We start from the raw sequence: 21,100 nt of genomic DNA, 5'->3' as shown, positions 1-21,100 counted from the left end.
GCCGCATACCCACCGGTTCGATGTCAACGCGCCGGAGAATCCCGGCGCGTTGACATCGAACGGCTGAGAGACTGCCCTCATGGGAACTGTCGCAATCCTCGGGGCCGGCGTGATGGGCGAGACGCTCCTGTCCGGGCTGATCCGGTCGGGTCGTCGGGTGGACGAGCTGGTCGTGACCGCTCGGCGCCCGGACCGGGCGGACCAGCTGGCCGAGCAGTACGGCGTGCGTGCCATGTCCAACGTCGAGGCGGCGGAGGTCGCCGACACCCTGGTCCTGGTCGTCAAGCCGCAGGACATGGGTGGCCTCGTCGAGGAGATCCGCGACCACGTGTCGCCGGGCAACCTCGTGGTCAGCCTGGCCGCTGGCATCCCCACCGCCTACCTCGAGAGCCGGCTGCCCGCGGGGGTCGCCGTCGTCCGCGTCATGCCCAACACCCCGGCGCTCGTCGACGAGGGCATGGCCGCCGTGAGCCCGGGGCGCAGTGCGGACCCGGCGCACCTCGAGGAGGCTGCCGAGCTCCTGCGGTCCTGCGGCCGGGTCGTCCAGGTCGCCGAGAAGCACCAGGACGCCGTCACCGCGATCAGCGGCAGTGGCCCCGCCTACATCTTCTACGTCGTGGAGGCGATGATCGAGGCGGGCGTGGTGCTCGGGCTGCCTCGCCCCACCGCCACCGAGCTCGTCGTCCAGACGCTGTTCGGTGCGGCGACGATGATGCGCGAGACCGGCCAGCACCCCACCGTCCTGCGCGAGCAGGTGACCTCGCCCGGGGGCACCACGGCTGCCGCGCTGCGCCAGCTCGACGACCACAAGGTCCGGGCCGCCTTCATCACGGCGATGGAGGCCGCCGCGACCCGATCGCACGAGCTCGCGTCCGGGAATGACTGAGTCGAGCGTGGCCGCAGACTCCGAGGCTGCTCCGCTGCTGTCCGCGTCGCTCGCCGTCGTGGCGGTGGAGCCGTCGCTCTGGCGGGTCGTCCGCGGCGTCCGCCTGGCCATGCTGCTCGACACGCCCCTGGCGTACGGCAGCACCTTTGCGCGTGAGGTCGCGTTCCCCGACGAGCTGTGGGTCCAACGGATGGACGACAGCCACGCGTGGCTGGCGTTCGAGGGCGAGCTGCCCCTCGGGTCGGTCACCTCCTTCCGCCCGCCGGACTAGCCCGACGACGAGACCCGGCTCGTGGCGATGTGGGTGGCCTCGCACGCCCGCGGCCGGGGCGTGGCGGACGCGCTGGTCAACGCCCTGCTCGAGCACGCCCGCGGCGCCGGCCTGCGGCGGGTCGCGCTCGACGTGGCCGACGACAACGACCGGGCGATCGGGTTCTACGAACGTGTCGGATTCACCCGCACCGGGCGGGTCGGTGCCCTGCCGCACCAGCCCCAGGTGGCGGAGTTCGAGATGGAGCACGTCCTCGACGAGGTCCCAGCCGTCTCTGGGTGAACACCCAGCAAACGCCCTGACCCAACCCGCGCTGATCGTGCGAGAGTGGGTCCATGAGCGACATCACCGTGCGGTCTTTGGGTGAGGACGAGTGGGAGCAGTACCGATCGGTGCGGCTCAGCGCGCTCGAGGACTCACCTGACGCCTTCGTGGCCAGCGTCGAGGAGGAACGCGCCTACGACGAGGACTTCTGGCGCACCAGGATGCGGCGCTCGCAGCGACTCATCGCGGAGCAGGATGGCACTGCGGTCGGAGTGGCGAGCGTCGGTCAGGCCCGCCACGAGGGTGAGCGGGACAACGAGAAGGTCGCGGAGCTGTTCGGCCTGTGGGTCGCGCCCAGTGCCCGGGGAACCGGGGTCGCGACGCAGCTGGTCCAGGCGGGGGCGGATGCCGCCCGGCAGCAGGGGCGCAGCCACCTCGCCTACTGGGTGGGGGTGGACAACGGTCGCGCGGTGGCCTTCGCCAGCGGCTTCGGCTTCCGGCCCACCGACAGCCGCCGGCCGATGCGGGTCCAGGGTGCCGGCGACCCCGAGGACGAGGTCGCCATGGTGCTTCCCCTCGGCGAGGACCGCGGCGTCCCCAGGTTCTGAGGTCGTTCTGAACCCCCGTGTGCCGCAAGGTATGCCGCGCGGCCGGCCGCGCGCACACCTCACGTCCCCTGGATCAGGGACGGGCGGCGAGGCGGTCGAGCAGGTCGGTCGGTCCGCTGACGATCAGGGTGTCGTGGGCCGACACCTTGGTCTCCGGGACCGCGTAGGTGAAGTCGGCGCCCGGTGACTTCACGCCCACGACGGTCACGCCGTACTTGCTGCGGATGGCGCTCTGCGCCAACGTGAAACCGATCGACTCCAGGGGGGGCTTCATCTTGACGATGGCGAACCCGTCGTCGAACTCGATGTAGTCCATCAGCTTGCCGTTGAGCAGGTGCGCGACGCGGCGACCCGTCTCGGCCTCGGGGGAGATGACGTGGTGCACGCCGATGCGGTCGAGGATGCGAGCGTGCTCCGGCGAGAGCGCTTTGGCCCAGATCGTCGGGATGCCCGCGTCCACGAGGTTCATGGCGCACAGCACCGACGCCTCGACCGAGGACCCGATGCCGACGACCGCGATCTGGAAGCTGCGCGCCTTGAGGTTGGCGACCGACTGGGGCTGGCTGGCGTCGGCCTGCACGATGCGGGTCACCTTGCCGAGGAACGACTCGGCGAGCTGCGGGTCGCGCTCGACGGCCACGACGTGGTGTCCCAGCCGCTGGAGCTCGATGGCCACGGCACCGCCGAACCGGCCCAGGCCGATGACGAGGACGTCGTCCTCGTAGAGCTTCTTCGCCACTGCGGTCCTCCGGGGCCTGGTGATGCTGAGACCTCCAACGCTAGCGCGTCCCTGCAGGCGGGACCGTGGTGTCCGCGATCGGCTCCTGCCCGGTAGCGTCGGGTCATGCCCTCACAGGTGCGGGTGGTCTGGGACCCAGGCTTCACTGCCTACGACTTCGGGCCGGGTCATCCCATGAACCCGGCCCGCCTCGACCTGACGGCGCGGCTCTGCGAGGCGTTCGGGGTGTTCGACGCGGACGACGTCGAGGTGTTCTCCCCGGCCGTGCCGGACGACGAGGTCCTGGCCACGGTGCACAGCGCCGACTACGTCGCCGCCGTCAAGGCCGCGTCCGCCGACCCCTCGTCGGCCGACCCGGCCTACGGGCTCGGCACCGAGGACGACCCGGCCTTCACGGGCATGCACGACGCGAGCGCCCGCGTGGTCGAGGGGACGCGCCAGGTGTGTGCCGACGTCTGGGAGGGCCGGACCCGCCACGGCGTCAACTTCTGCGGCGGGCTCCACCACGCGATGGCCGGGAACGCCTCCGGCTTCTGCATCTACAACGACGTCGCCGTGGGGATCCAGTGGCTGCTCGACCACGGTGCCCAGCGCGTCGCGTACGTCGATGTCGACGTGCACCACGGGGACGGGGTCGAGCGCATCTTCTGGAACGACCCCCGGGTGCTGACGATCTCGCTGCACGAGTCCGGGCGGGCGCTGTTCCCCGGCACCGGCTTCGCTCGGGACATCGGAGGCCCGCAGGCGCAGGGTGAGGCGGTCAACGTCGCACTGCCGCCGGGGACCGGTGACTCCGCCTGGCTGCGCGCGCTGCACTCCACGGCGCTGCCCCTCGTGCGGGCCTTCAAGCCTGACGTGCTGGTCACCCAGCACGGCTGCGACACCCATGCCCAGGACCCGTTGGCCCACCTCGCGCTGTCGGTCGACGCCCAGCGGATGGCCGCGGACGCGCTGCACCGCCTTTCCCACGAGGTCTGCGACGGCCGCTGGGTCGCCCTGGGCGGCGGCGGCTACGAGCTGGTCCAGGTCGTGCCGAGGACGTGGACGCACCTGACCGCCATCGCCGCGCACCGGCCGATCCCGCTGACCGAGCCGGTGCCGCAGGAGTGGCTCGACCACGTGCGACAGGCTCTGGGCCGCGAGGGCCCCCGCCGGATGGGCGACCTCGACCCTGCGGACGGACCGATCTGGCACCAGCCCTGGGACATGGGATACAACCCCCACGACGAGGTGGACCGGGCGATCATGGCGACCCGGGAGGCCGTCTTCGCACTGCACGGGCTGGACCCCTGGTTCGACTGAGGGGAGTGACATGATTGTGATTTCCGAGGTCATCGCGGCGTGTCGGCTGGACAAGTCCAACCAGTTTTCTCAGTTGGCTTCCCCACGAGTCACATCAGCCCCTACAGTTCCTCTTGCACGAGCGTAGAGGTCCGCCGGACGGGAAGCCGGCGATGCGCGCGTGTAGAAGATCGAGGTAATCATGTCCAACGAGCGACAGCTCGCCGAGGTGCGGTTCCTGACCGTCGCCGAGGTGGCCTCGATCATGCGCGTGTCGAAGATGACGGTGTACCGCATGGTGCACGCAGGAGAGCTTCCCGCCATTCGCGTGGGACGGTCATTCCGGGTTCCGGAGGACGCCGTGCACAAGTACCTGCGCACGTCCTACGTCGACACCGCCTGATTGGTGCTGACCGCACGTCGACGGGGTGGGTCGGGACGACAGTCCCGGCCCACCCCGCCTGTGTGGGTCCGTGTGGGTGCCCGGGCAGAGGTGGGTTTGGGTTGCGGGGACGTGGGCCGCTAGAGTGTCGTGACAGTTCGGCGTGGTGCGTTGGTTCGTTGCCCCGTCCGGCAACACCGACCACGACCAAGAGGACACCATGGGCTCTGTCATCAAGAAGCGCCGCAAGCGCATGGCGAAGAAGAAGCACCGCAAGCTCCTTCGCAAGACGCGCCACCAGCGTCGCAACAAGAAGTGATCGAGGGCCCCCGCACAGCGGGGGCCTTTTGTCTGCCGGGGAGGGCGGTTGGTGTGCGCGGTGGGGGTGGGCGGTCGGCTGCAGATGTGACGAGGCACGCGTCCACGGATGGTGCTTCCCTGCCAGCCGTGGCACCCGTCTCGGTAGGGTTGGCACGGGTCGCGAGCCTCGCGACCATCGGACCCACCGGGAGTGATCGTGGCTGATGTCGTCCTCGTGACGGGCGTCTCGCGGTATCTCGGCGGGCAGTTCGCCAGGGCCCTGACGCAGGACCCGTCGGTCAAGCGCGTCATCGGCGTCGACGTCATCCCGCCGCCCGGTGACATCGGCCGCGCCGAGTTCGTGCGCGCGGACATCCGGAACCCGATGATCGGCAAGATCATCGCGCAGTCCGAGGTCGACACCGTCGTGCACATGAACGTCATCGCCACGCCGACCCACGCCGGTGGCCGCACGTCGCAGAAGGAGATCAACGTCATCGGCACGATGCAGCTCCTCGCTGCATGCCAGAAGGCGCCGAGCATCAAGCGGCTCGTGGTGAAGTCGTCGGCGGCCATCTACGGCTCCAGCCCGCGTGACCCCGCCATGTTCACCGAGGACATGGGCCCGAAGTCCTTGCCCAGAGCGGGGTTCGGCAAGGACTCCGTCGAGGTCGAGGGGTATGTCCGGGGCTTCTCGCGTCGCCGTCCCGACGTCGAGATCTCCATGCTGAGGTTCGCCAACATCATCGGCCGCGGGATCCGCACGTCGCTGACCGACTACTTCGCTCTCCCCGTCGTCCCTGTGCCGTTCGGGTATGACGCCCGGCTGCAGTTCGTGCACGAGAGCGACGCCATCGGCTCCCTGCTGCTCGCCACGACCGGCCCGAGCACGGGGATCACCAACGTCGCGGGCGACGGCGTCATCACCGTGAGCCAGGCGGCGGGGATGGCCGGCAGGCCCATCATCCCGGTGCCGATGCCCGCGGCCGGCATCTTCGGCAACCTGGTCAAGCGGTCCGGCCTCGCCGACTTCAGCGGCGACCAGATCCAGTTCCTGGCCTTCGGCCGTGGCCTCGACACCCGCCGCATGCGTGAGGTGCTGGGGTACGAGCCGGAGTACACGACGCGGGCGGCCTTCGCGGACTTCGCGCAGGGTGTCGGCCCGGTGATCCCGGGCGCGGGGATCTTCCGGTCGGCCGTCACCGGCGCCGCTGAGACAGCCGTCGGCGCGATCAGCCACGTGTGGGCTGCAGGGAGGAACGACTGATGGCCTCGACGCCGAAGAAATCGGCCAAGCCCACCGCCCGCAAGGGTGCCCTCGCAGCCGGCGCCGCCCGCGCCTCCGGGGAGCGGGCCAAGCGGCGCAGCACGCCACTCATCGCGTCGACCGGCGCCGAAGCGCGCGTCGGCGCAGCCACCACGGCGTCGGCCACTCCTACGACGAGTCCCAGGACGACCACTTCCACGACCACCACCACTGCGACGACGAAAGCCCAGGCCAGCGTGGCGACCGGCGGGAAGCACCGGCCCCGACCGGTGGCCAAGGCGGTGCCCACCCGCAAGGCCGTCTCCCGTTCCGGAGCTCGCACTCCCGCAGTCGCCAAGCCGCCCCGCACGCCGCGGGCGGGGACCGGTGCGCGCAAGGCGAGCACCCGGCATACGGCGGAGCCGAAGGTGCGCGCGCTCAAGGCGGTGACCGACGAGACCGTCGTGCCGGTGGCGGTCGCCGAGCCCCCGACGTCCAGGAGCGTCGCGCCGGGCATCGAAGAGCTGCTGACGGCGGGGATCGCCGCGGTCCGGGTCGCCGCTGAGGCGGCGGGCATCTCCTCCGACGACGTCGAGCGTCATCTCGCGTCGCTGCTGTCGTTCGTGCGCCGACGGGTGACCGGCGACTACACCGTCGACGAGTTCGGCTTCGACGAGGACTTCACCAGGCACTTCTACCTGCCCGTGCTGCGACCGCTCTACCGGTCATGGTTCCGCGTCGAGGTGCGGGGCATCGAGAACATCCCCAGTGAGGGTGGCGGCCTGGTCGTGGCCAACCACTCGGGCACCATCGCCATGGACTCGCTGATGACCCAGGTGGCGGTCCACGACGAGCACCCGGCGCACCGCCACCTGCGGATGCTGGGTGCCGACCTCGTCTTCCAGACCCCGGTCGTCGGCCAGCTCGCCCGCAGGTCCGGTTCGACGCTGGCCGCCAACCCCGACGCCGAGCGGCTGCTGTCCGGCGGCGAGCTGTGTGGCGTCTGGCCCGAGGGCTTCAAGGGGGTCGGCAAGCCGTTCAGCGAGCGCTACAAGCTGCAACGCTTCGGCCGGGGCGGTTTCGTCTCCGCCGCCCTGAAGACCGGCGTGCCCATCATCCCGTGCTCGATCATCGGTGCCGAGGAGATCTACCCGATCATCGGCAACATGAAGACGGTCGCCCGGCTGTTCGGTGCGCCGTATGCGCCGATCACGCCCACCTGGCCGCTGCTCGGCCCGCTGGGCCTGATCCCGCTGCCCAGCAAGTGGATCATCGAGTTCGGCGCGCCGGTGGAGACGGCCGACCTCGGCCCCGGCGCGGCCGACGACCCGATGCTCGTCTTCGACCTCACCGACCAGGTCCGCGAGACGATCCAGCAGACGCTCTACTCGCTGCTCATGCAGCGGCGCTCGGTCTTCTTCTGACGGGGCCCGCGGCTCAGGGGAGGGTGAGAGGGCTCAGGGGAGGGTGAGGGTGACGCCCGGCAGCGTGACCGGGCCGAGCGTGCTGCTCGGGAGGGTGGCGCTGACGCCTCCGGTGCCGAGGCTGACTGAGGGCAGTGGCACCGTGACGGGGGCCGACGGGACGATCGGCACCGAGGCGGTCACGGTGGGCAGCTTGATGGTCGCCCCGTGGGTCGACAGGCTGGCGCTCCCACCGCCCCCACGGACGACCACCCCGGAGCTGCTGGACCCACCGGACAGGACGCTGCCACCGGGTGCGGTGACAGCGGTGCTGGGCACGGTGATGCCGGTGGACGTGCCACTGGTGGCCGACCCGCCGGGTCCGGACGTGGCCGCGGATCCCGGTGACGCACCCGAACGGGACGCCGTCACCGCACCCGGCAGCGAACCAGGCCCGATCGTCGACGCGAGGTTGGCGGTGCAGTTGCCACACAGCGCGACCCGTCGCGCGGTGCTCTCCTGCGTGTCGCGCAGCAGTGCCTCGAGCCGACCGAGCTCCAGCTGGGAGCCGGCCGGCACCTCGCTGCGCAGGGCGTCGACCTGGGGCAGCGCCCGCGCCGTGAAGTCGCGCATGGCGAGCAGCGCCTGGGGGTTGCCGGTCGCGGCATACGAGGTGTCGAGGGACTGGCGGCCCTTGCGGACCGAATCGATGGCCCCGCCCAGCGCGACGTTGATGTCGGTGGCGTCCTGGTGCTGCGTCTCGGCGAGCTGGCGGGCGTCGGAGATGTGTCCCTGGGCCTGGTCCAGGTAGGTCTGGCCGCGGTCGAAGTCGTTGTCGGCGAGGCGGACCTCGACGCCGTTGACCCAGCTCTTCACCGGGTACAGGGCGTCACCGGGCACGGCGCTGCGCGAGACGGCGCCCACGACGCCGCCCACCAGGAGCAGCGAGGCGGCAGCGCCGGCGACCAGGCGGGGCAGGCCGCGACCCACCACGACCACCACGGGGGTGGTCCTCGCGGCGGCGCGGCGGGCGGCAGCAGCCCGTGCAGCGACCGGGCTGGGCGCGGGCATCATCGCGGCCTCGCGCATCAGGCGTTCGCGCAGGGTGGTCACGAAGGTGGCGTCCGGCGCCGGGATCGTGGGGACCAGGTCCACGAGGTGGCGGCTGGTCTCGACGAGCTCGACGAGGTGTGCGTCGGTGATGCGCTCGCCGTCGAGGGCGGACTGGAAACGGTCCGCCGCGCGGTTCAGTACTGGCATGCCGGCATCTCCCTCCCCAGCCCTGCGATCTTCCCGGTCACATCGGTACCGAACGTGGTCGTCCCGGTGAGGTGCGTCCGGGTCATGACGGTGCCGTTGCTGATGTCCCGAACAGGTGCGTCGGTCATCGTGCTTCGGTCTGAGAACGAGCGTCCATCGCGGAAGTTACGCTGCGCCGCGTAGCGAAATCCTCGCCGCTCAGATGTCGACATCGGCGAGCTCCCGGTGCAGGGCGCGCACGGCGCGCAGCTGGAGCTGCTTGACGGCACCCTCGGACTTGCCGAGGACCTTGGCGGTCTCCGCGAGGCTCAGCCCCTGGAGGAACCGGAGCACCACGCACTCGGCCTGTTCGGGCTTGAGCCCCTTGACGGCGGCCAGGAGGCGCTGGTCGCGCAGGCGGTCGAGGACCTCCTGGTCGGGCGCGTCCACCCTGCGGTCCGCGTCGAGCATGTCGGCGGTGGTCACCTCCATGCGGAACCGGGCCGACTTGGCGTTGTCGGTGATCAGGTTGCGGGCGATGGTGATGAACCAGGCGGCGATGTCCCGGCCCTGCCAGGAGAAGGAGTCCATCCGGCGCAGCGCGCGCAGGAAGGTCTCGGAGGTGATGTCCTCGGCCAGCTGCTTGCTGCCCACCCGCACGTAGACGTAGCGGTAGACCACGTCGACGTAGCGTTCGTAGAGCATCCCGAAGGCCTCGCCGTCGCCCCGCTGGGCGAGCTCGACGAGGGCCGAGATCCGTTCGAAGTCCTGGGGGGCCTCACCCGGGCCGAAACCGGCGCGTGCGGCCGAACCGCCAGAGCCGCCCTGGTCACCCCGGCCGCCATGGCCGTCGGACAGCGTCCCGGCCTCTCCGACGATGCTCAGCGCGACGCGGAGGCTGCTGAGGAAGTCCGCTGTGGCGGGGCCGAGGCCGTGGTGGCCGTGGTCACCTGCTCCGGCGTAACCCATCGCGGGACGGCTCGTTGCCCAGGTCGCACCACCGAACGCAGACCCGAAACCGGCGCCGAAACCAACGGGCGAGCCCAGCCCCCGGGCAGCACGGGGCACCGCGAGGCGACTCGCGGTACTGCGCGGTGCACGAATCCGGATGAGGACCTCCTGAAGGGAACAGTTTCCCCGATATCGGCCGGATTGTCAGGGGGATGTGTCAGGAGACTTCCACCACATGGGGGCAACGGCCATGCGGCATACCCTGCAGGTATGCCCCAGGACTCCACTGACTTCACTGAAGCCACTGCGGCCCCACGCATCACCATGGTCAGCAAGCCGGGGTGCCACCTGTGCGACGAGGCGAGGGCCGTGATCGAGCGGGTGGCCGCCGATCTGGGCGTGGGCTGGGTGGAGCGCTCGATCGAGGACGACCCCGCGCTCAAGGAGCAGTACTGGGAACAGATCCCCGTGACCTTCGTGGACGGCCGCCAGCATGACTACTGGCGCGTCGACGAGACCCGGCTGAGGAGCGCTCTCACCGGTCCGCAGTGACCTGGCTCACGTGCTCGATGAGACGGTCGCTTGTGACTTTGTGCATCCGTTCACAAAAGCGTAATCTGGCGAGGCTCCCATCCGCCCCAGCCAGGCGCGGACTGCCCGTGATGAGAAGGAGCCGGAAGAGACTGTGTCTGCCGACCCGAGCGCCCGTCGGGGTATACCCGACGCCACGGTCGCACGGCTACCCGAGTACCTGCGTGCCCTGACCGGGTTCGCGGAGCGCGGGATCACGTCGGTGTCCTCCGAGGAGCTGGCCTCCGCGGCCGGTGTCCGCAGCGCCAAGCTGCGCAAGGACCTCTCGCACCTCGGGTCCTACGGAGTGCGCGGGGTCGGCTACGAGGTGGACCACCTCGCCTACCAGATCTCCCGCGAGCTCGGCCTCACCCAGGACTGGCCGGTCGCCATCATCGGGATGGGAAACCTGGGCCACGCGCTCGCGGCCTACAGCGGCTTCGCGACCCGGGGCTTCCGGGTGGTCGCGCTGCTCGACCAGGACTCCGCCCTGCTGGGGCAGCAGATCGCCGGCATCACCGTCCAGCCCATGCACGCGCTCCCGTCACTGGTGGCCGACCAGGGCCTGGCCATCGGGGTCATCGCGACGCCCGCGGCCTCCGCGCAGCACGTCTGCGACCAGCTCGTGGCAGTCGGGGTGCGCTCGATCCTGAACTTCGCCCCGTGCGTGCTCGCCGTGCCCGACGACGTGGACGTCCGCAAGGTCGACCTGTCGACCGAGCTGCAGATCCTGGCGTTCCACGAGCAGCGCCGGGCCCTCGCGGCCGAGGGCGCGCTCGACCCCGTGGCCGAGGCGGTCGGTCGATGAGCCTGGTCATCCTGGGGCTGTCCCACCACACCGCGCCCCTGCCCCTGCTGGAGGCGATGTCGCTCGACGCCGACGGCCGCCGCGCCCTGGCGGCCGGCCTCACCAGACGCGAGAACCTCTCCGAGGCGATCGTCGTGTCCACCTGCAACCGCACCGAGGTGTATGCCGAGTCGACGACCTTCCACGGGGCCGTCACCGACATCGCCGATGCGCTCACGGAGTTCACCGGCGTCGACCGCGAGGAGCTGCGCGAGCACCTCTACGTGCACTACGAGGACCGCGCCATCGCGCACGCCTTCACGGTCGCCTGCGGCCTGGACTCGATGGCCGTCGGTGAGGCCCAGATCCTCGGCCAGATGCGCATCGCCCTGCGCGAGTCGCAGAAGGCCGGACACGCAGGCCCGGCCCTCAACACGTTGTTCCAGCAGGCGCTGCGGGTCGGCAAGCGCGCCCACACCGAGACCGGGATCGATGCGGTGAGCGTCTCCCTCGTGGAGGCCGGCCTGGCCCGCGCCGAGCGGGAGCTGGGGTCCCTCAGCGGGTTGCGGGTGCTCGTCGTGGGTGCCGGAGGGATGAGCTCGCTGGCCGCCACGACCGTCGCCCGCCGCCACGCCGCCGGACTGACGATCGTCAACCGGACCCTGGCCAAGGCGGTCCGCCTGGCGGAGCGCACCGGGGGCACCGCCCGCCCGCTCGACGACCTCTCGGTGGCCCTGGCTGCCGCCGACGTCGTCATCTCCTGCACGGGCTCGACCGGGGTGGTCGTCGACCTCGCGACGGCCGGCGACGCCCAGGTGGCTCGCGCGGGCCGTCCGCAGGCCTACATCGACCTCGCCCTGCCCCACGACGTCGCCCCCGAGGTCGCCTCGCTGAGCGCGGTCACCGTCGTGGGACTGGCCGCCTTGGGCGAGGAGCTGTCCGGCGGTCAGACACCGCCGCAGGTGGCTGAGGTCGCGGACCTGGTCATCGGGGAGGTCGCGGCATACCTCACCTCGCGCGCGGCCGAGACCGTCGCCCCCACGGTGGCCGCGCTGCGCTCGCACGCCGCCGACGTCGTCGCGGGCGAGCTCAACCGACTCGACCAGCGGCTCCCCGACCTCGACGAGGTCACTCGCGCCGAGGTCCAGCTCGCCGTCCACAGGATCGTCGAGAAGCTGCTGCACACGCCGACCGTGCGGATGAAGGAGCGGGCCGTGGGGGGCGAGGGCGCCGACTACGCCCAGGCCCTGCGCGACCTGTTCGACCTGCGCCCCGGCGAAGCCGTCACCGCGTCCGTGCCGCCGCCCGGCCGGGGAGGTATGCCGTGAGCGCACCATCCGTCGCGCCGCTCACCCTGCGGCTGGGCACCCGGCGCAGCGCCCTGGCCACCACCCAGTCCACCTGGGTGGCGGACCTGCTGCGCGCCCGGGGCCACGTCGTCGAGCTCGTCGAGATCATCACCGAGGGCGACACCTCGACCGCCTCGCTCGCCTCGATCGGCGGGACCGGGGTGTTCGCCGCTGCGCTGCGGCGGGCGCTGCTCTCCGGTGAGGTCGACCTCGCCGTGCACTCGCTCAAGGACCTGCCGACCACTCCCGAGCCTGGTCTGGTGGTGGCCGCCGTCCCGGTCCGTGAGGACCCGCGCGACGTGCTCGTCTCCTCGGGCGGTCGCACCCTGGGCGAGCTCGGCGAGGGCGCGGTCATCGGCACCGGTTCGCCGCGCCGCGTCGCCCAGCTCGCGGCCCTCGGGCTCGGGCTGTCGTTCAAGGACATCCGCGGCAACGTCGACACCCGTGTCGGTCTGGTCAGGGACGGCGCCCTCGATGGCGTGGTCCTGGCCCGGGCCGGCCTGGCCCGGCTCGGTCGCCTGGCGGACGTCGCCGAGGCGATCGACCCGCTCCAGATGCTGCCCGCACCCGGCCAGGGTGCGCTCGCCGTCGAGTGCCGGGCCGATGACCGCGCCACCCTCGGGGCCGTCGCCCCGCTCGACGACCCCGACACCCGGGCCTGCGTGACCGCCGAGCGTGCCGTCCTCGCCGCGCTCGAGGCCGGCTGCTCCGCACCGGTCGGCGCACTGGCCGAGATCGTCGAGGGTGAGGACGGGCTCGAGCTCTCGCTGCGGGCCTTCGTGGGTGCCGTCGACGGGTCGTTCGACCTGCGCCGGTCCCTGGTGGGAGGCGTCGACGACGGTGAGGCCCTCGGCCGCCGGCTCGCCGCCGTGCTGCTGGAGGACGGTGCCGACCTGCTCCGGGGACCCGAGGACCGCCCGCCTGCCCGGCCGGTGCCAGCCGGCACGGGTCCCGCCAGCGCCGTCACCGACGCACTGACCCCAGACCCAGCCGAGGCGACCGGACCTGTTCCGCTCGCCGCCCCCGACCGCCACCCCGAACACGACAGCACGGAGCGTGCCCTGTGAGCCCCACGCGCTCGACCCAGCCCACCACCCACCCGACCCCTCGCCAGAGCCGGGTCCCGGGACGCGTCGCCTTCGTCGGCGCCGGCCCCGGCGACTCCGGACTCATGACGGTGCGGTCCCTGGAGTTCCTCTCCGCGGCCGACGTGGTCGTCATCGACCAGGTCGCCCGCGAGGACTTCGTCGCCCGCTACTGCCGGGCCGATGTCGAGATCGTCGACGCCGGCCACGGTGACCACGGCCAGCCGCTGACCCACGCCATGCGGGCCAAGCTGGTCGTCAAGGCCGCCAAGTCCGCGACCGGCGGACTGGTCGTCCGGCTCATGGACGGCGACCCGGGCACCTTCAACGGCCTCGCCGAGGAAGCCCTCGCGTGCCAGAAGGCCGGCATCGGGTTCGACGTCGTCCCCGGCGTCAGCGCCGTCTCGGCCGTCCCGGCGTACGCGGGCATCCCGCTGACCTCGAGCAGCTCGGCGGCCGTCCACGTCATCTCCGCGAACGACCGGCACGTCGACTGGGCCGCCTCAGTGGCCGAGTCGGTCACCGTGGTCCTGCTCGGCCAGCCCGACGACCTCGGGGTCGCGCTCGCGAAGCTCCTGGCGGCCGGCAGGGCGGCGGACAGCCCGGTGGCCCTCACCGAGCGTGGCACGACCATCCGCCAGGCGACCCGGGTCACCACCCTGGGTGAGGTCTCGAAGGTCATGAAGACCCTGGAGTTCCCCGCCCTGGCCGTGGTGGGCACGACCGTGGCACTGCGCGAGAACCTGTCCTGGTTCGAGACGAAGCCGCTGTTCGGCTGGAACGTCCTGGTGCCTCGCACCAAGGAGCAGTCCGGCGCGACCATCGCCCGGCTCGAGTCCTTCGGCGCGACCGCGGAGGTCGTCCCGACGATCTCGGTCGAGCCCCCGCGCACGCCCCAGCAGATGGAGCGCGCGGTCAAGGGACTCGTGACGGGCCGCTACGAGTGGATCGGGTTCACCTCGGTCAACGCGGTCAAGGCCGTGCGCGAGAAGTTCGAGGAGTTCGGGCTCGACGCCCGGGCCTTCGCCGGGCTCAAGATCGCCGCCGTCGGCGGCGTGACCGCCGAGGCCCTGCGCGAGTGGGGCATCGTGCCCGACCTGGTGCCGTCCGGTGAGCAGTCCGCGAACGGCCTGCTCGAGGACTGGCCCCCGTTCGACGAGGTGCTCGACCCCATCAACCGGATCTTCCTGCCCCGGGCCGACATCGCCACCGACACCCTCGTCGCCGGTCTGCAGGGCATGGGCTGGGAGGTGGACGACGTCACGGCATACCGCACGGTGCGCGCCGCGCCGCCGGCCGCCCACATCCGTGAGGCCATCAAGGGCGGGCAGTTCGACGCGGCCGTGTTCACGTCCTCCTCGACGGTGCGCAACCTCGTCGGCATCGCCGGCAAGCCGCACCCGTCCACGGTGATCGCGTGCATCGGCCCGGCGACGGCCAAGACGGCGGAGGAGCACGGCCTGCGGGTCGACGTCCTCGCACCCGAGGCGTCGTCGGACTCGCTCGTCGACGCGCTCGCGGACTACGGCCTCGGGCTGGCGGCGGCTGCGGCCGAGGCCGGCGAACCGGTCGTGCGTCCCAGTGCCAAGAAGGCGGCGTCCCGCCGCCGGGCGAAGTAGCCGTCGCGGATGGCTGACCACACCCACCCGACGGGGCCGGTGATCCGGCCCCGTCGGCTGCGTCAGTCGGCGGCCATGAGGCGTCTGGTGGCCGAGACCCGCCTCGATCCTGCTGAGCTCGTGCTGCCGATCTTCGTCCGCGAGGGGATCGAGTCCCCCCAGCCCATCTCGACGATGCCGCGCGTCGTCCAGCACACGCTGGAGTCGCTCGTCGACGCCGCCCGCGAAGCCGCGGACGCCGGGGTGGGCGGTCTCATGCTGTTCGGCGTGCCGTCGGTCAAGGACGCGGTGGGCTCCGGCGCCGACGACCCCGACGGCATCCTCAACGTGGCCCTGCGCGCCGTCGTCGACGCAGTGGGTGACCGACTCGTCGTGATGGCCGACCTGTGCCTCGACGAGTTCACCGACCACGGCCACTGCGGCGTCCTGGACGCCTCGGGCCGGGTGCACAACGACGCCACCCTCGAGCGGTATGCCGCGATGGGCCTCGCGCAGGCCCGCGCCGGCGCCCACGTGCTGGGGCTGTCCGGGATGATGGACGGCCAGGTCGCCTACGTCCGCGACGCGCTGGACGCCGAGGGCTTCACCGACACCGTCATCCTCGCGTATGCCGCGAAGTACACCTCTGGTCTCTACGGCCCGTTCCGCGAGGCGGTCCAGTCCTCCCTCGTCGGAGACCGCGCGACCTATCAGCAGGACCCGGCCAACGCGACCGAGGCGCTGCGCGAGCTCGAGCTCGACATCGCCGAGGGCGCCGACATGGTCATGGTCAAGCCGGCGACGCCCCACCTCGACATCGTGGCGGCTGCCGCGGCCATGTCGACCGTGCCGGTGGCGGCCTACCAGATCTCGGGCGAGTACTCGATGGTGGAGGCCGCCGCGGCCAACGGCTGGATCGACCGCGACCGGGCGATGATGGAGTCCCTGCTCAACATCCGCCGCGCCGGGGCCCAGGTCATCCTGACCTACTACGCGGTCGACGCCGCCCGGCTGCTGCGCCCCTGACCCGTCGCCCGGCAAAACGGCAGTTGCGTCCGCTTCCGCCCAACTATTGCTGGGCGGAAGTGGACGCAACTGCCGTTTTGCGGGGTCAGTCGCGCATGCTGAGGGCGACGCGGATTCGAGCGAGGAGCACCTGTGGGCGGGTCAGGTCGTCCCATGTCAGGCGGATGACGATGTAGCCAAGCTCGCGAAGCCGGTCCTCGCGCAGCTTCTCGCGCACCAGCGCTTCCCGCCCCTCAGCACCGCCGTACTTGACGGCGCCGTCGAACTCGATCACGCACCGCTCGCCGACGAGGAAGTCGACGCGTGCCACGACGTCGCCGAGTCGGTCCCGGATCTCGGCCTGGGACCGCACCGGCACATCGAGTGCGCGGAGGATGATTCGAGTGCGACTCTCTCCGGGCGACTCGCACAAAGGATCGACATCGGCAAGCATCGAACGCACCCGTCGTCGGCCCCTGAGGCCGCCCAGCAGTCGCTCGGCTGCTTCATGAAGGTCCTCCGTGGTGCACGCCTCGCTGTGCGTTGCTGCGTCCGCGGCGACGAGGCCGCCTTCATAGGACACCGAGGCGGTGGTGACGACTGCGTCCGCAACGTCGAGAAGGGGCAGCCCCAGGAAGCGGGTCGGCGCCACCAGTGCCCGCAACCGCATGAGACGAAGCCCGTTCCACGTGGTCGTCTCCGCGACGTCTGCGGCCAGGACAACCAACGCTCGGTCGACGTGCCAGAGCGGGAGTCCGTGGAGGGCGAGTGCGGAGTGATGACTGGCGGTGTCTTCCGTGCTCCTCGAGCGCATCACCGACATGACGGTGAGCCGGTACCGCTCATCCTGTCTCGAGTGGTGCCACACCCCTCCCTCGACGAACGCCCCACGACGAAGGCGGACCAGCGCGCCCTCGCGAAGCCAGCGCCGCAGGTCGCTGCCGGAGATGCCGAGGGAGGCGAGCTGCGCGCTCGCGACGACTCCGGACTGGGCGCTGAGGAGGGCGCGCACCCTCGAGTCAGGGATGGCCGGGACGACGGAGGTCTGCACCTTGGCACCCTGGACTGCGCAAGGGAACGACGAGCTGGCCGGCACGAGGGCCTGGGGACGGACCGCGCCGGGGACCGGACCTGTGGACATACCCCACGCAAAACGGCGGTTGCGCCCCGTTCCGCCCAGCTGTTGCTGGGCGGAAGCGGACGCAACCGCCGTATTGCGGAAGCTGCTGGGTGCTGGGGTGGTCAGGCAGCCTTGGTGAGCTGGATGTCCAGGTTGAGCTTGACCTTCTCGGAGACGAGCACGCCGCCACCCTCGAGGGCGACGTTCCAGCCGAGGTCCCAGTCCTTGCGGTTGATGTCGGCGGTGGCCTCGAAGCCGGCCTTCTCGTTGCCCCACGGGTCGGTGGCCAGACCGGTGAACTCCAGGTCGAACGTGACCGGCTTGGTCACACCCTTGATCGTCAGGTCGCCGGTGAGCGAGTCAGGCGTGACCTGGGTCGAGGTGAAGCTCATGGTGGGGTTGGTCTCGGCGTCGAAGAAGTCGCCGGACTTGAGGTGGGCGTCGCGGTCCGCGGAGCCGGTGTCGACAGAGGCGATCTGCGCCACGGCGGTGACCTGCGAGTCGGTGATGTCGTCGCCGACCTTGACGGTGCCCTCGAACTCCTTGAACTGGCCGCGGACCTTGGTGACCATGAGGTGACGGGCCACGAAGCCGATCTCGCTGTGCGAGGCGTCGACGGTCCAGGTGCCGGCGGGGAGGTCGTTGATGCTTGCCATGAAAGTCTCCTGTTGCTGGGTCTGCGGCCGGGACGGTCCTGGTCGCTTCATCTCTTCGAACGTAGCACGGTTCATTTATATTTCAACTAACCGTCCACCTGTCATACTTCCTGCTCATGAGCACCCCATCGGGTGAGCCGCAGTGGCTCAGCGAGGACGAACAGCGGGCCTGGCGCGCCTACCTGCGGGGGAGTCGCCTGATCGAGGAGGCCCTCGACCGTGACCTCCAGTCCCACGGTGTCCAGCTGACCGAGTACGAGATCATCTCGATGCTGTCCGAGAGCCCCGCGCGACGCCTGCGCATGTCGAGCCTGGCCGACCTGGTCGTGCAGTCCCGCAGTCGCCTGACCCACACGGCCTCCCGGCTCGAGAAGCGTGGCTGGGTGGTGCGCGAGTCCTGCCTCGACGACAGGCGGGGTGTGGAGCTGGTCCTCACGGACGCGGGGTGGCAAGCCGTCCAGGACATGGCGCGGGTGCACGTGGCCAGCGTCCGGCGCGCGGTCATCGACCCGGTGCCGGCGCCGCTGTTCAAGGCCCTCGGCGAGGCGATGGACGTGATCCGGACCGTGCTGGCGCCTGGCGGCGACGAGGGTGAGCATCCCGCGGTGGCCCGCGAAGCCGTCGCCCTCGAGGCACACGGCCCGAACCAGACACGGATCCCGCAGGCACAGACCCAGGGACAGACACAGCCGCAGACGCAGGCGTAGGCCGCCCCGGACCCCAGGGGAGCAGGCACTCAGGTACGGCTGGGAGACTGGTCCCATGACGGCATACCCCTTCGACGCACCCGCCTCGCAGGCGCTCCTCGAGCGAGCCCTGGCGGTCACGCCCGGTGGGGTGAACTCGCCGGTTCGCGCCTTTCGCGCCGTCGGTGGCACGCCGCGGTTCATGGTGTCCGGCAACGGCCCGTACCTCACCGACGCCGACGGTCGCGAGTACGTCGACCTGGTCTGCTCGTGGGGGCCGATGATCCTCGGCCACGGGCACCCGGCAGTCCAGCGGGCCGTCAGCGACGCCGCGGCGCGGGGTTTCTCGTTCGGCACCCCCTCGGAGAACGAGGTCTCCTTGGGTGAGGAGATCGTGCGCCGGGTCGCTCCCGTCGAGCAGGTGCGCCTGGTGTCCAGCGGCACCGAGGCGACGATGAGCGCCATCCGGCTCGCGCGTGGCTACACCGGCCGCTCCCTCGTCGTGAAGTTCGCCGGCTGCTACCACGGCCACGTCGACTCCCTCCTGGCGCAGGCCGGGTCAGGGGTGGCGACCTTCGCGCTGCCCGACTCGGCGGGGGTGCCCAAGGAGATGGCCGCCGAGACGATCGTGCTGCCGTTCAACGACCTCGACGCCGTGGAGGCGGCCTTCGCCCAGCGCGGTGAGGAGATCGCGGCCCTGATCACCGAGGCGTCCCCGGGCAACATGGGCGTCGTCCCGCCGGCGCCGGGCTTCACCGAGGGGCTGCGCCGCATCACCGCCGCCCATGGTGCGCTGCTCATCTCCGACGAGGTCATGACCGGCTTCCGCTGCAGCCCGGCCGGCTGGTTCGGTCTCGAGGCAGGGGAGCAGGGGTATGCCGCGGGCGCACCCGACCTGTTCACGTTCGGCAAGGTCATGGGTGGCGGTTTCCCTGCGGCCGCGTTCGGCGGCCGGGCTGACGTGATGGCGCTGCTGGCACCCGTCGGCCCGGTCTACCAGGCGGGCACGCTGTCCGGTAACCCGGTCGCGACCGCCGCCGGGCTTGCCACCCTCCAGCAGTGCACCCCGGCTCTGTACTCCCGGCTCGGGGAGGTCGCCGACGCGCTCACCGCCGGGCTCCACGAGCACCTGGGCGCGGCAGGCGTCCCCCACGTCATCCAGCGGGCCGGCAGCATGTTCAGCGTCTTCTTCAGGGACGGCGCCGTGCGCGACTACGACGAGGCCCGGGCCCAGCACGTCCCGGCGTTCGCCGCGTTCTTCCACTCGATGCTGAGCCAGGGGGTCTACCTGCCGCCGAGTGCGTTCGAGTCCTGGTTCGTCAGCGGAGCGCACGACGAGGCTGCCGTCGACCGGGTGCTCGCGGCGATTCCGGCAGCGGCGTCGGCAGCCGCAGCGGCGTTTGCGACAATCGACTCGTGACCAGCCCCACCGACCGCACCGTGGTGCACCTCCTGCGCCACGGGGAGGTGCACAACCCCGACGGCATCCTCTACGGGCAGCTCGACGGCTTCCACCTGTCCGACCTCGGGCACGAGATGGCGCGCGCCGTCGCCGACCACCTCGCCGACCACGACGTCACCCGGGTCGTCGCGTCCTCACTCCTGCGGGCCCAGGAGACGGCCACGCCCGTCGCCGAGGCGCACGGCATACCCATCACCACGGACGACAGGGTGATCGAGGCGGCGAACTCCTTCGAGGGCCAGCGAGTCGGCCAGATGCGCCCGGTGGACTTCGTCAGGCCGGCGCACTGGTCCAAGCTGGTCAACCCGCTCCGTCCGTCGTGGGGTGAGCCCTACGACCAGATCGCCGCGCGCATGACCGCCGCGATCGACGACACCCGGGCCGCCGCCCGTGGCCACGAGGCCGTGATCGTGTCCCACCAGCTGCCGATCTGGACCGCCCGCAACCTGCTGATGGGCAAGCACCTGTGGCACGACCCGCGCAAGCGCGAGTGCCGGCTCGCCTCGCTCACGACGCTGACCTACCTGGGCGACGACCTCGAGTCGGTCACCTACTCCGAACCGGCCGTGTCGTTGCTGGCCCAGTCCCACGGCGGCACCGGATGACCCACCCGCGTATGCCGCGGGCGGCCGTCCTGCTCGCGGCGCCCCTGCTGGTCCTGTCCCTGTCGGCCTGTGGGAGCGACCCGAACTCGATCGCGGCGCAGGCGAAGTCGGGCAACCGGCAGGGCTACATCTCCGGGGACGGCAACGTCGAGACCATTGCCGCGGCCGACCGCCAGCAGCCTGTCGACCTGACCGGGACCACCCTGGACAACGCGCGCTGGTCGTCGCGCGACGTGCTCGGCAAGGTCGCCGTGCTCAACCTCTGGGCGTCCTGGTGCCCCCCGTGCGAGGCCGAGGCGCCGGACCTCAAGAAGGCCGCGGACGCGATCAGGGCCTCGGCCAAGCCGGTCGTCTTCATGGGGATCAACTACCGCGACAACCCCGACTCGGGACGGTCGACGGCGAAGCGCTGGGGGATCCCCTACCCGTCCCTCGACGACCCGGCCGGCACGACCATCCTCGCCCTGCAGGGCAAGGTCACCTCTCCTCCCACGACGATCGTGCTGGACCGCGCCGGACGCATCGCCGCCCGGGTCAGCGGACCGGTCACCGCGTCCACCCTCAGCGGGCTGGTCGACGACGTCCTGGCCGAGAAGTAGAACGCCTC

24 protein-coding genes and 1 pseudogene are annotated in these 21,100 nt (G+C 71.3%); 19 read left to right on the top strand and 6 right to left on the bottom strand.

The genetic code is table 11. The features are described 5' to 3' along the window. Nucleotides 1–79: 79 nt before the first annotated feature. From proC to BJ986_RS04855, 4 genes and pseudogenes are all read left to right on the top strand, one after another. The gene (gene proC, locus BJ986_RS04870) at nucleotides 80–886 is read left to right on the top strand and encodes a pyrroline-5-carboxylate reductase (protein WP_179420968.1); all 807 of its coding nucleotides are present in this window, start codon (nucleotides 80–82) and stop codon (nucleotides 884–886) included. After that, nucleotides 879–1,157: a hypothetical protein gene (locus BJ986_RS04865; RefSeq protein ID WP_179420967.1), complete on the top strand. Its 279-nt coding sequence runs from the start codon at nucleotides 879–881 to the stop codon at nucleotides 1,155–1,157. The genes proC and BJ986_RS04865 overlap by 8 nt, the downstream gene beginning before the upstream one ends. A gap of 18 nt (nucleotides 1,158–1,175) precedes the next feature. Further along, a pseudogene (locus BJ986_RS04860) lies at nucleotides 1,176–1,439 on the top strand (GNAT family N-acetyltransferase); the annotation flags it as partial. A 53-nt stretch (nucleotides 1,440–1,492) separates the two neighbouring features. Next, the gene (locus BJ986_RS04855; RefSeq protein WP_179420965.1) at nucleotides 1,493–2,029 is read left to right on the top strand and encodes a GNAT family N-acetyltransferase; all 537 of its coding nucleotides are present in this window, start codon (nucleotides 1,493–1,495) and stop codon (nucleotides 2,027–2,029) included. 73 nt (nucleotides 2,030–2,102) lie between these two features. On the opposite strand, the gene BJ986_RS04850 is transcribed toward BJ986_RS04855, so the two are convergent. Continuing rightward, a complete protein-coding gene (locus tag BJ986_RS04850; RefSeq protein WP_179420964.1) occupies nucleotides 2,103–2,768 on the bottom strand; it encodes an NAD-binding protein in 666 nt (221 codons plus the stop codon). 105 nt (nucleotides 2,769–2,873) lie between these two features. On the opposite strand from BJ986_RS04850, the gene BJ986_RS04845 reads away from it, so the two are divergent. The 5 genes from BJ986_RS04845 to BJ986_RS04825 all read left to right on the top strand — a co-directional run bounded on the left by BJ986_RS04845 (nucleotide 2,874) and on the right by BJ986_RS04825 (nucleotide 7,401). Then, nucleotides 2,874–4,070 carry an acetoin utilization protein AcuC gene (locus BJ986_RS04845; protein WP_179420963.1) on the top strand — a complete coding sequence of 399 codons (1,197 nt, stop codon included), beginning with the start codon at nucleotides 2,874–2,876 and terminating at the stop codon, nucleotides 4,068–4,070. 181 nt (nucleotides 4,071–4,251) lie between these two features. Continuing rightward, on the top strand, nucleotides 4,252–4,452 hold the full coding sequence (locus BJ986_RS04840; RefSeq protein WP_056915613.1) for a helix-turn-helix domain-containing protein: 201 nt from the start codon (nucleotides 4,252–4,254) through the stop codon (nucleotides 4,450–4,452). A 199-nt stretch (nucleotides 4,453–4,651) separates the two neighbouring features. Further along, on the top strand, nucleotides 4,652–4,750 hold the full coding sequence (locus tag BJ986_RS04835; protein ID WP_003792170.1) for a 30S ribosomal protein bS22: 99 nt from the start codon (nucleotides 4,652–4,654) through the stop codon (nucleotides 4,748–4,750). Between the two features lie 198 nt (nucleotides 4,751–4,948). Continuing rightward, a complete protein-coding gene (locus BJ986_RS04830; protein ID WP_179420962.1) occupies nucleotides 4,949–5,998 on the top strand; it encodes an NAD-dependent epimerase/dehydratase family protein in 1,050 nt (349 codons plus the stop codon). Continuing rightward, a complete protein-coding gene (locus BJ986_RS04825) occupies nucleotides 5,998–7,401 on the top strand; it encodes a lysophospholipid acyltransferase family protein (RefSeq protein ID WP_179420961.1) in 1,404 nt (467 codons plus the stop codon). The genes BJ986_RS04830 and BJ986_RS04825 overlap by 1 nt, the downstream gene beginning before the upstream one ends. A 33-nt stretch (nucleotides 7,402–7,434) precedes the next feature. Here the strand turns inward: BJ986_RS04825 and BJ986_RS04820 are convergent, their stop codons facing one another. The 3 genes from BJ986_RS04820 to BJ986_RS04810 all read right to left on the bottom strand — a co-directional run bounded on the left by BJ986_RS04820 (nucleotide 7,435) and on the right by BJ986_RS04810 (nucleotide 9,588). Beyond that, nucleotides 7,435–8,640, bottom strand: a complete 1,206-nt coding sequence (locus BJ986_RS04820) for a hypothetical protein (RefSeq protein ID WP_179420960.1) — start codon at nucleotides 8,638–8,640, stop codon at nucleotides 7,435–7,437. Next, nucleotides 8,628–8,768, bottom strand: coding sequence for a hypothetical protein (locus BJ986_RS04815; protein WP_179420959.1), 141 nt, complete (start codon nucleotides 8,766–8,768; stop codon nucleotides 8,628–8,630). Before BJ986_RS04815 ends, BJ986_RS04820 begins: the two co-directional genes overlap by 13 nt. Nucleotides 8,769–8,838: 70 nt before the next feature. Continuing rightward, nucleotides 8,839–9,588 (bottom strand): sigma-70 family RNA polymerase sigma factor, encoded by a 750-nt coding sequence (locus BJ986_RS04810; protein WP_179420958.1) that lies wholly within the window; start codon nucleotides 9,586–9,588, stop codon nucleotides 8,839–8,841. Between the two features lie 252 nt (nucleotides 9,589–9,840). Here BJ986_RS04810 and BJ986_RS04805 point away from each other — a divergent pair, with 252 nt between their 5' ends. The 6 genes from BJ986_RS04805 to hemB all read left to right on the top strand — a co-directional run bounded on the left by BJ986_RS04805 (nucleotide 9,841) and on the right by hemB (nucleotide 15,985). Next, nucleotides 9,841–10,122: a glutaredoxin family protein gene (locus tag BJ986_RS04805; RefSeq protein WP_179420957.1), complete on the top strand. Its 282-nt coding sequence runs from the start codon at nucleotides 9,841–9,843 to the stop codon at nucleotides 10,120–10,122. Nucleotides 10,123–10,255: 133 nt separating this feature from the next. Further along, nucleotides 10,256–10,948: a redox-sensing transcriptional repressor Rex gene (locus BJ986_RS04800; RefSeq protein ID WP_179420956.1), complete on the top strand. Its 693-nt coding sequence runs from the start codon at nucleotides 10,256–10,258 to the stop codon at nucleotides 10,946–10,948. Beyond that, nucleotides 10,945–12,255 (top strand): glutamyl-tRNA reductase, encoded by a 1,311-nt coding sequence (locus BJ986_RS04795; RefSeq protein ID WP_179420955.1) that lies wholly within the window; start codon nucleotides 10,945–10,947, stop codon nucleotides 12,253–12,255. Before BJ986_RS04800 ends, BJ986_RS04795 begins: the two co-directional genes overlap by 4 nt. Continuing rightward, on the top strand, nucleotides 12,252–13,343 hold the full coding sequence (hemC, locus tag BJ986_RS04790) for a hydroxymethylbilane synthase (protein WP_179420954.1): 1,092 nt from the start codon (nucleotides 12,252–12,254) through the stop codon (nucleotides 13,341–13,343). Before BJ986_RS04795 ends, hemC begins: the two co-directional genes overlap by 4 nt. Then, nucleotides 13,340–14,980 carry a uroporphyrinogen-III synthase gene (locus BJ986_RS04785; protein ID WP_179420953.1) on the top strand — a complete coding sequence of 547 codons (1,641 nt, stop codon included), beginning with the start codon at nucleotides 13,340–13,342 and terminating at the stop codon, nucleotides 14,978–14,980. The genes hemC and BJ986_RS04785 overlap by 4 nt, the downstream gene beginning before the upstream one ends. 9 nt (nucleotides 14,981–14,989) lie before the next feature. Further along, complete coding sequence (gene hemB / locus BJ986_RS04780; protein ID WP_179420952.1) at nucleotides 14,990–15,985, top strand: porphobilinogen synthase; 996 nt, start codon at nucleotides 14,990–14,992, stop codon at nucleotides 15,983–15,985. A gap of 85 nt (nucleotides 15,986–16,070) precedes the next feature. On the opposite strand, the gene BJ986_RS04775 is transcribed toward hemB, so the two are convergent. Together BJ986_RS04775 and BJ986_RS04770 are read right to left on the bottom strand one after the other, a co-directional pair. Then, nucleotides 16,071–17,015, bottom strand: coding sequence for a type IV toxin-antitoxin system AbiEi family antitoxin domain-containing protein (locus tag BJ986_RS04775; protein ID WP_179420951.1), 945 nt, complete (start codon nucleotides 17,013–17,015; stop codon nucleotides 16,071–16,073). A 191-nt stretch (nucleotides 17,016–17,206) separates the two neighbouring features. Further along, nucleotides 17,207–17,740, bottom strand: coding sequence for a YceI family protein (locus tag BJ986_RS04770; protein WP_179420950.1), 534 nt, complete (start codon nucleotides 17,738–17,740; stop codon nucleotides 17,207–17,209). 116 nt (nucleotides 17,741–17,856) lie between these two features. Between BJ986_RS04770 and BJ986_RS04765 the strand changes: the two genes are divergently transcribed. From BJ986_RS04765 to BJ986_RS04750, 4 genes are read left to right on the top strand one after another with little or no spacing between them, the layout of a single operon-like run. Further along, nucleotides 17,857–18,447 carry a MarR family transcriptional regulator gene (locus BJ986_RS04765; RefSeq protein ID WP_179420949.1) on the top strand — a complete coding sequence of 197 codons (591 nt, stop codon included), beginning with the start codon at nucleotides 17,857–17,859 and terminating at the stop codon, nucleotides 18,445–18,447. A gap of 55 nt (nucleotides 18,448–18,502) precedes the next feature. Beyond that, nucleotides 18,503–19,846: a glutamate-1-semialdehyde 2,1-aminomutase gene (hemL, locus tag BJ986_RS04760; protein WP_179420948.1), complete on the top strand. Its 1,344-nt coding sequence runs from the start codon at nucleotides 18,503–18,505 to the stop codon at nucleotides 19,844–19,846. After that, nucleotides 19,843–20,493, top strand: a complete 651-nt coding sequence (locus BJ986_RS04755; RefSeq protein ID WP_179420947.1) for a histidine phosphatase family protein — start codon at nucleotides 19,843–19,845, stop codon at nucleotides 20,491–20,493. The genes hemL and BJ986_RS04755 overlap by 4 nt, the downstream gene beginning before the upstream one ends. Continuing rightward, a complete protein-coding gene (locus tag BJ986_RS04750; RefSeq protein ID WP_179420946.1) occupies nucleotides 20,490–21,092 on the top strand; it encodes a TlpA family protein disulfide reductase in 603 nt (200 codons plus the stop codon). Before BJ986_RS04755 ends, BJ986_RS04750 begins: the two co-directional genes overlap by 4 nt. Nucleotides 21,093–21,100: the final 8 nt, after the last annotated feature.

The organism is Pedococcus badiiscoriae, assembly GCF_013408925.1.
GTDB classification, from domain to species: Bacteria; Actinomycetota; Actinomycetes; order Actinomycetales; family Dermatophilaceae; genus Pedococcus; species Pedococcus badiiscoriae.
The sequence above is the reverse complement of the archived record's forward strand: the minus strand, read 5'-3'. Positions and strand labels throughout refer to the sequence as shown.

What these genes read in the sequence shown, in the direction of transcription:
- BJ986_RS04845 (WP_179420963.1), top strand. Translation starts at nt 2,874, where the DNA reads ATGCCCTCACAGGTGCGGGTGGTCTGGGACCCAGGCTTCACTGCCTAC.
- BJ986_RS04825 (WP_179420961.1), top strand. Translation starts at nt 5,998, where the DNA reads ATGGCCTCGACGCCGAAGAAATCGGCCAAGCCCACCGCCCGCAAGGGT.
- BJ986_RS04810 (WP_179420958.1), bottom strand. Translation starts at nt 9,588, where the DNA reads ATGGGTTACGCCGGAGCAGGTGACCACGGCCACCACGGCCTCGGCCCC.
- BJ986_RS04840 (WP_056915613.1), top strand. Translation starts at nt 4,252, where the DNA reads ATGTCCAACGAGCGACAGCTCGCCGAGGTGCGGTTCCTGACCGTCGCC.
- hemL (WP_179420948.1), top strand. Translation starts at nt 18,503, where the DNA reads ATGACGGCATACCCCTTCGACGCACCCGCCTCGCAGGCGCTCCTCGAG.
- BJ986_RS04770 (WP_179420950.1), bottom strand. Translation starts at nt 17,740, where the DNA reads ATGGCAAGCATCAACGACCTCCCCGCCGGCACCTGGACCGTCGACGCC.
- BJ986_RS04835 (WP_003792170.1), top strand. Translation starts at nt 4,652, where the DNA reads ATGGGCTCTGTCATCAAGAAGCGCCGCAAGCGCATGGCGAAGAAGAAG.
- BJ986_RS04765 (WP_179420949.1), top strand. Translation starts at nt 17,857, where the DNA reads ATGAGCACCCCATCGGGTGAGCCGCAGTGGCTCAGCGAGGACGAACAG.
- hemB (WP_179420952.1), top strand. Translation starts at nt 14,990, where the DNA reads ATGGCTGACCACACCCACCCGACGGGGCCGGTGATCCGGCCCCGTCGG.
- proC (WP_179420968.1), top strand. Translation starts at nt 80, where the DNA reads ATGGGAACTGTCGCAATCCTCGGGGCCGGCGTGATGGGCGAGACGCTC.
- BJ986_RS04815 (WP_179420959.1), bottom strand. Translation starts at nt 8,768, where the DNA reads ATGACCGACGCACCTGTTCGGGACATCAGCAACGGCACCGTCATGACC.
- BJ986_RS04805 (WP_179420957.1), top strand. Translation starts at nt 9,841, where the DNA reads ATGCCCCAGGACTCCACTGACTTCACTGAAGCCACTGCGGCCCCACGC.
- BJ986_RS04795 (WP_179420955.1), top strand. Translation starts at nt 10,945, where the DNA reads ATGAGCCTGGTCATCCTGGGGCTGTCCCACCACACCGCGCCCCTGCCC.
- BJ986_RS04750 (WP_179420946.1), top strand. Translation starts at nt 20,490, where the DNA reads ATGACCCACCCGCGTATGCCGCGGGCGGCCGTCCTGCTCGCGGCGCCC.
- BJ986_RS04855 (WP_179420965.1), top strand. Translation starts at nt 1,493, where the DNA reads ATGAGCGACATCACCGTGCGGTCTTTGGGTGAGGACGAGTGGGAGCAG.
- BJ986_RS04820 (WP_179420960.1), bottom strand. Translation starts at nt 8,640, where the DNA reads ATGCCAGTACTGAACCGCGCGGCGGACCGTTTCCAGTCCGCCCTCGAC.
- BJ986_RS04865 (WP_179420967.1), top strand. Translation starts at nt 879, where the DNA reads ATGACTGAGTCGAGCGTGGCCGCAGACTCCGAGGCTGCTCCGCTGCTG.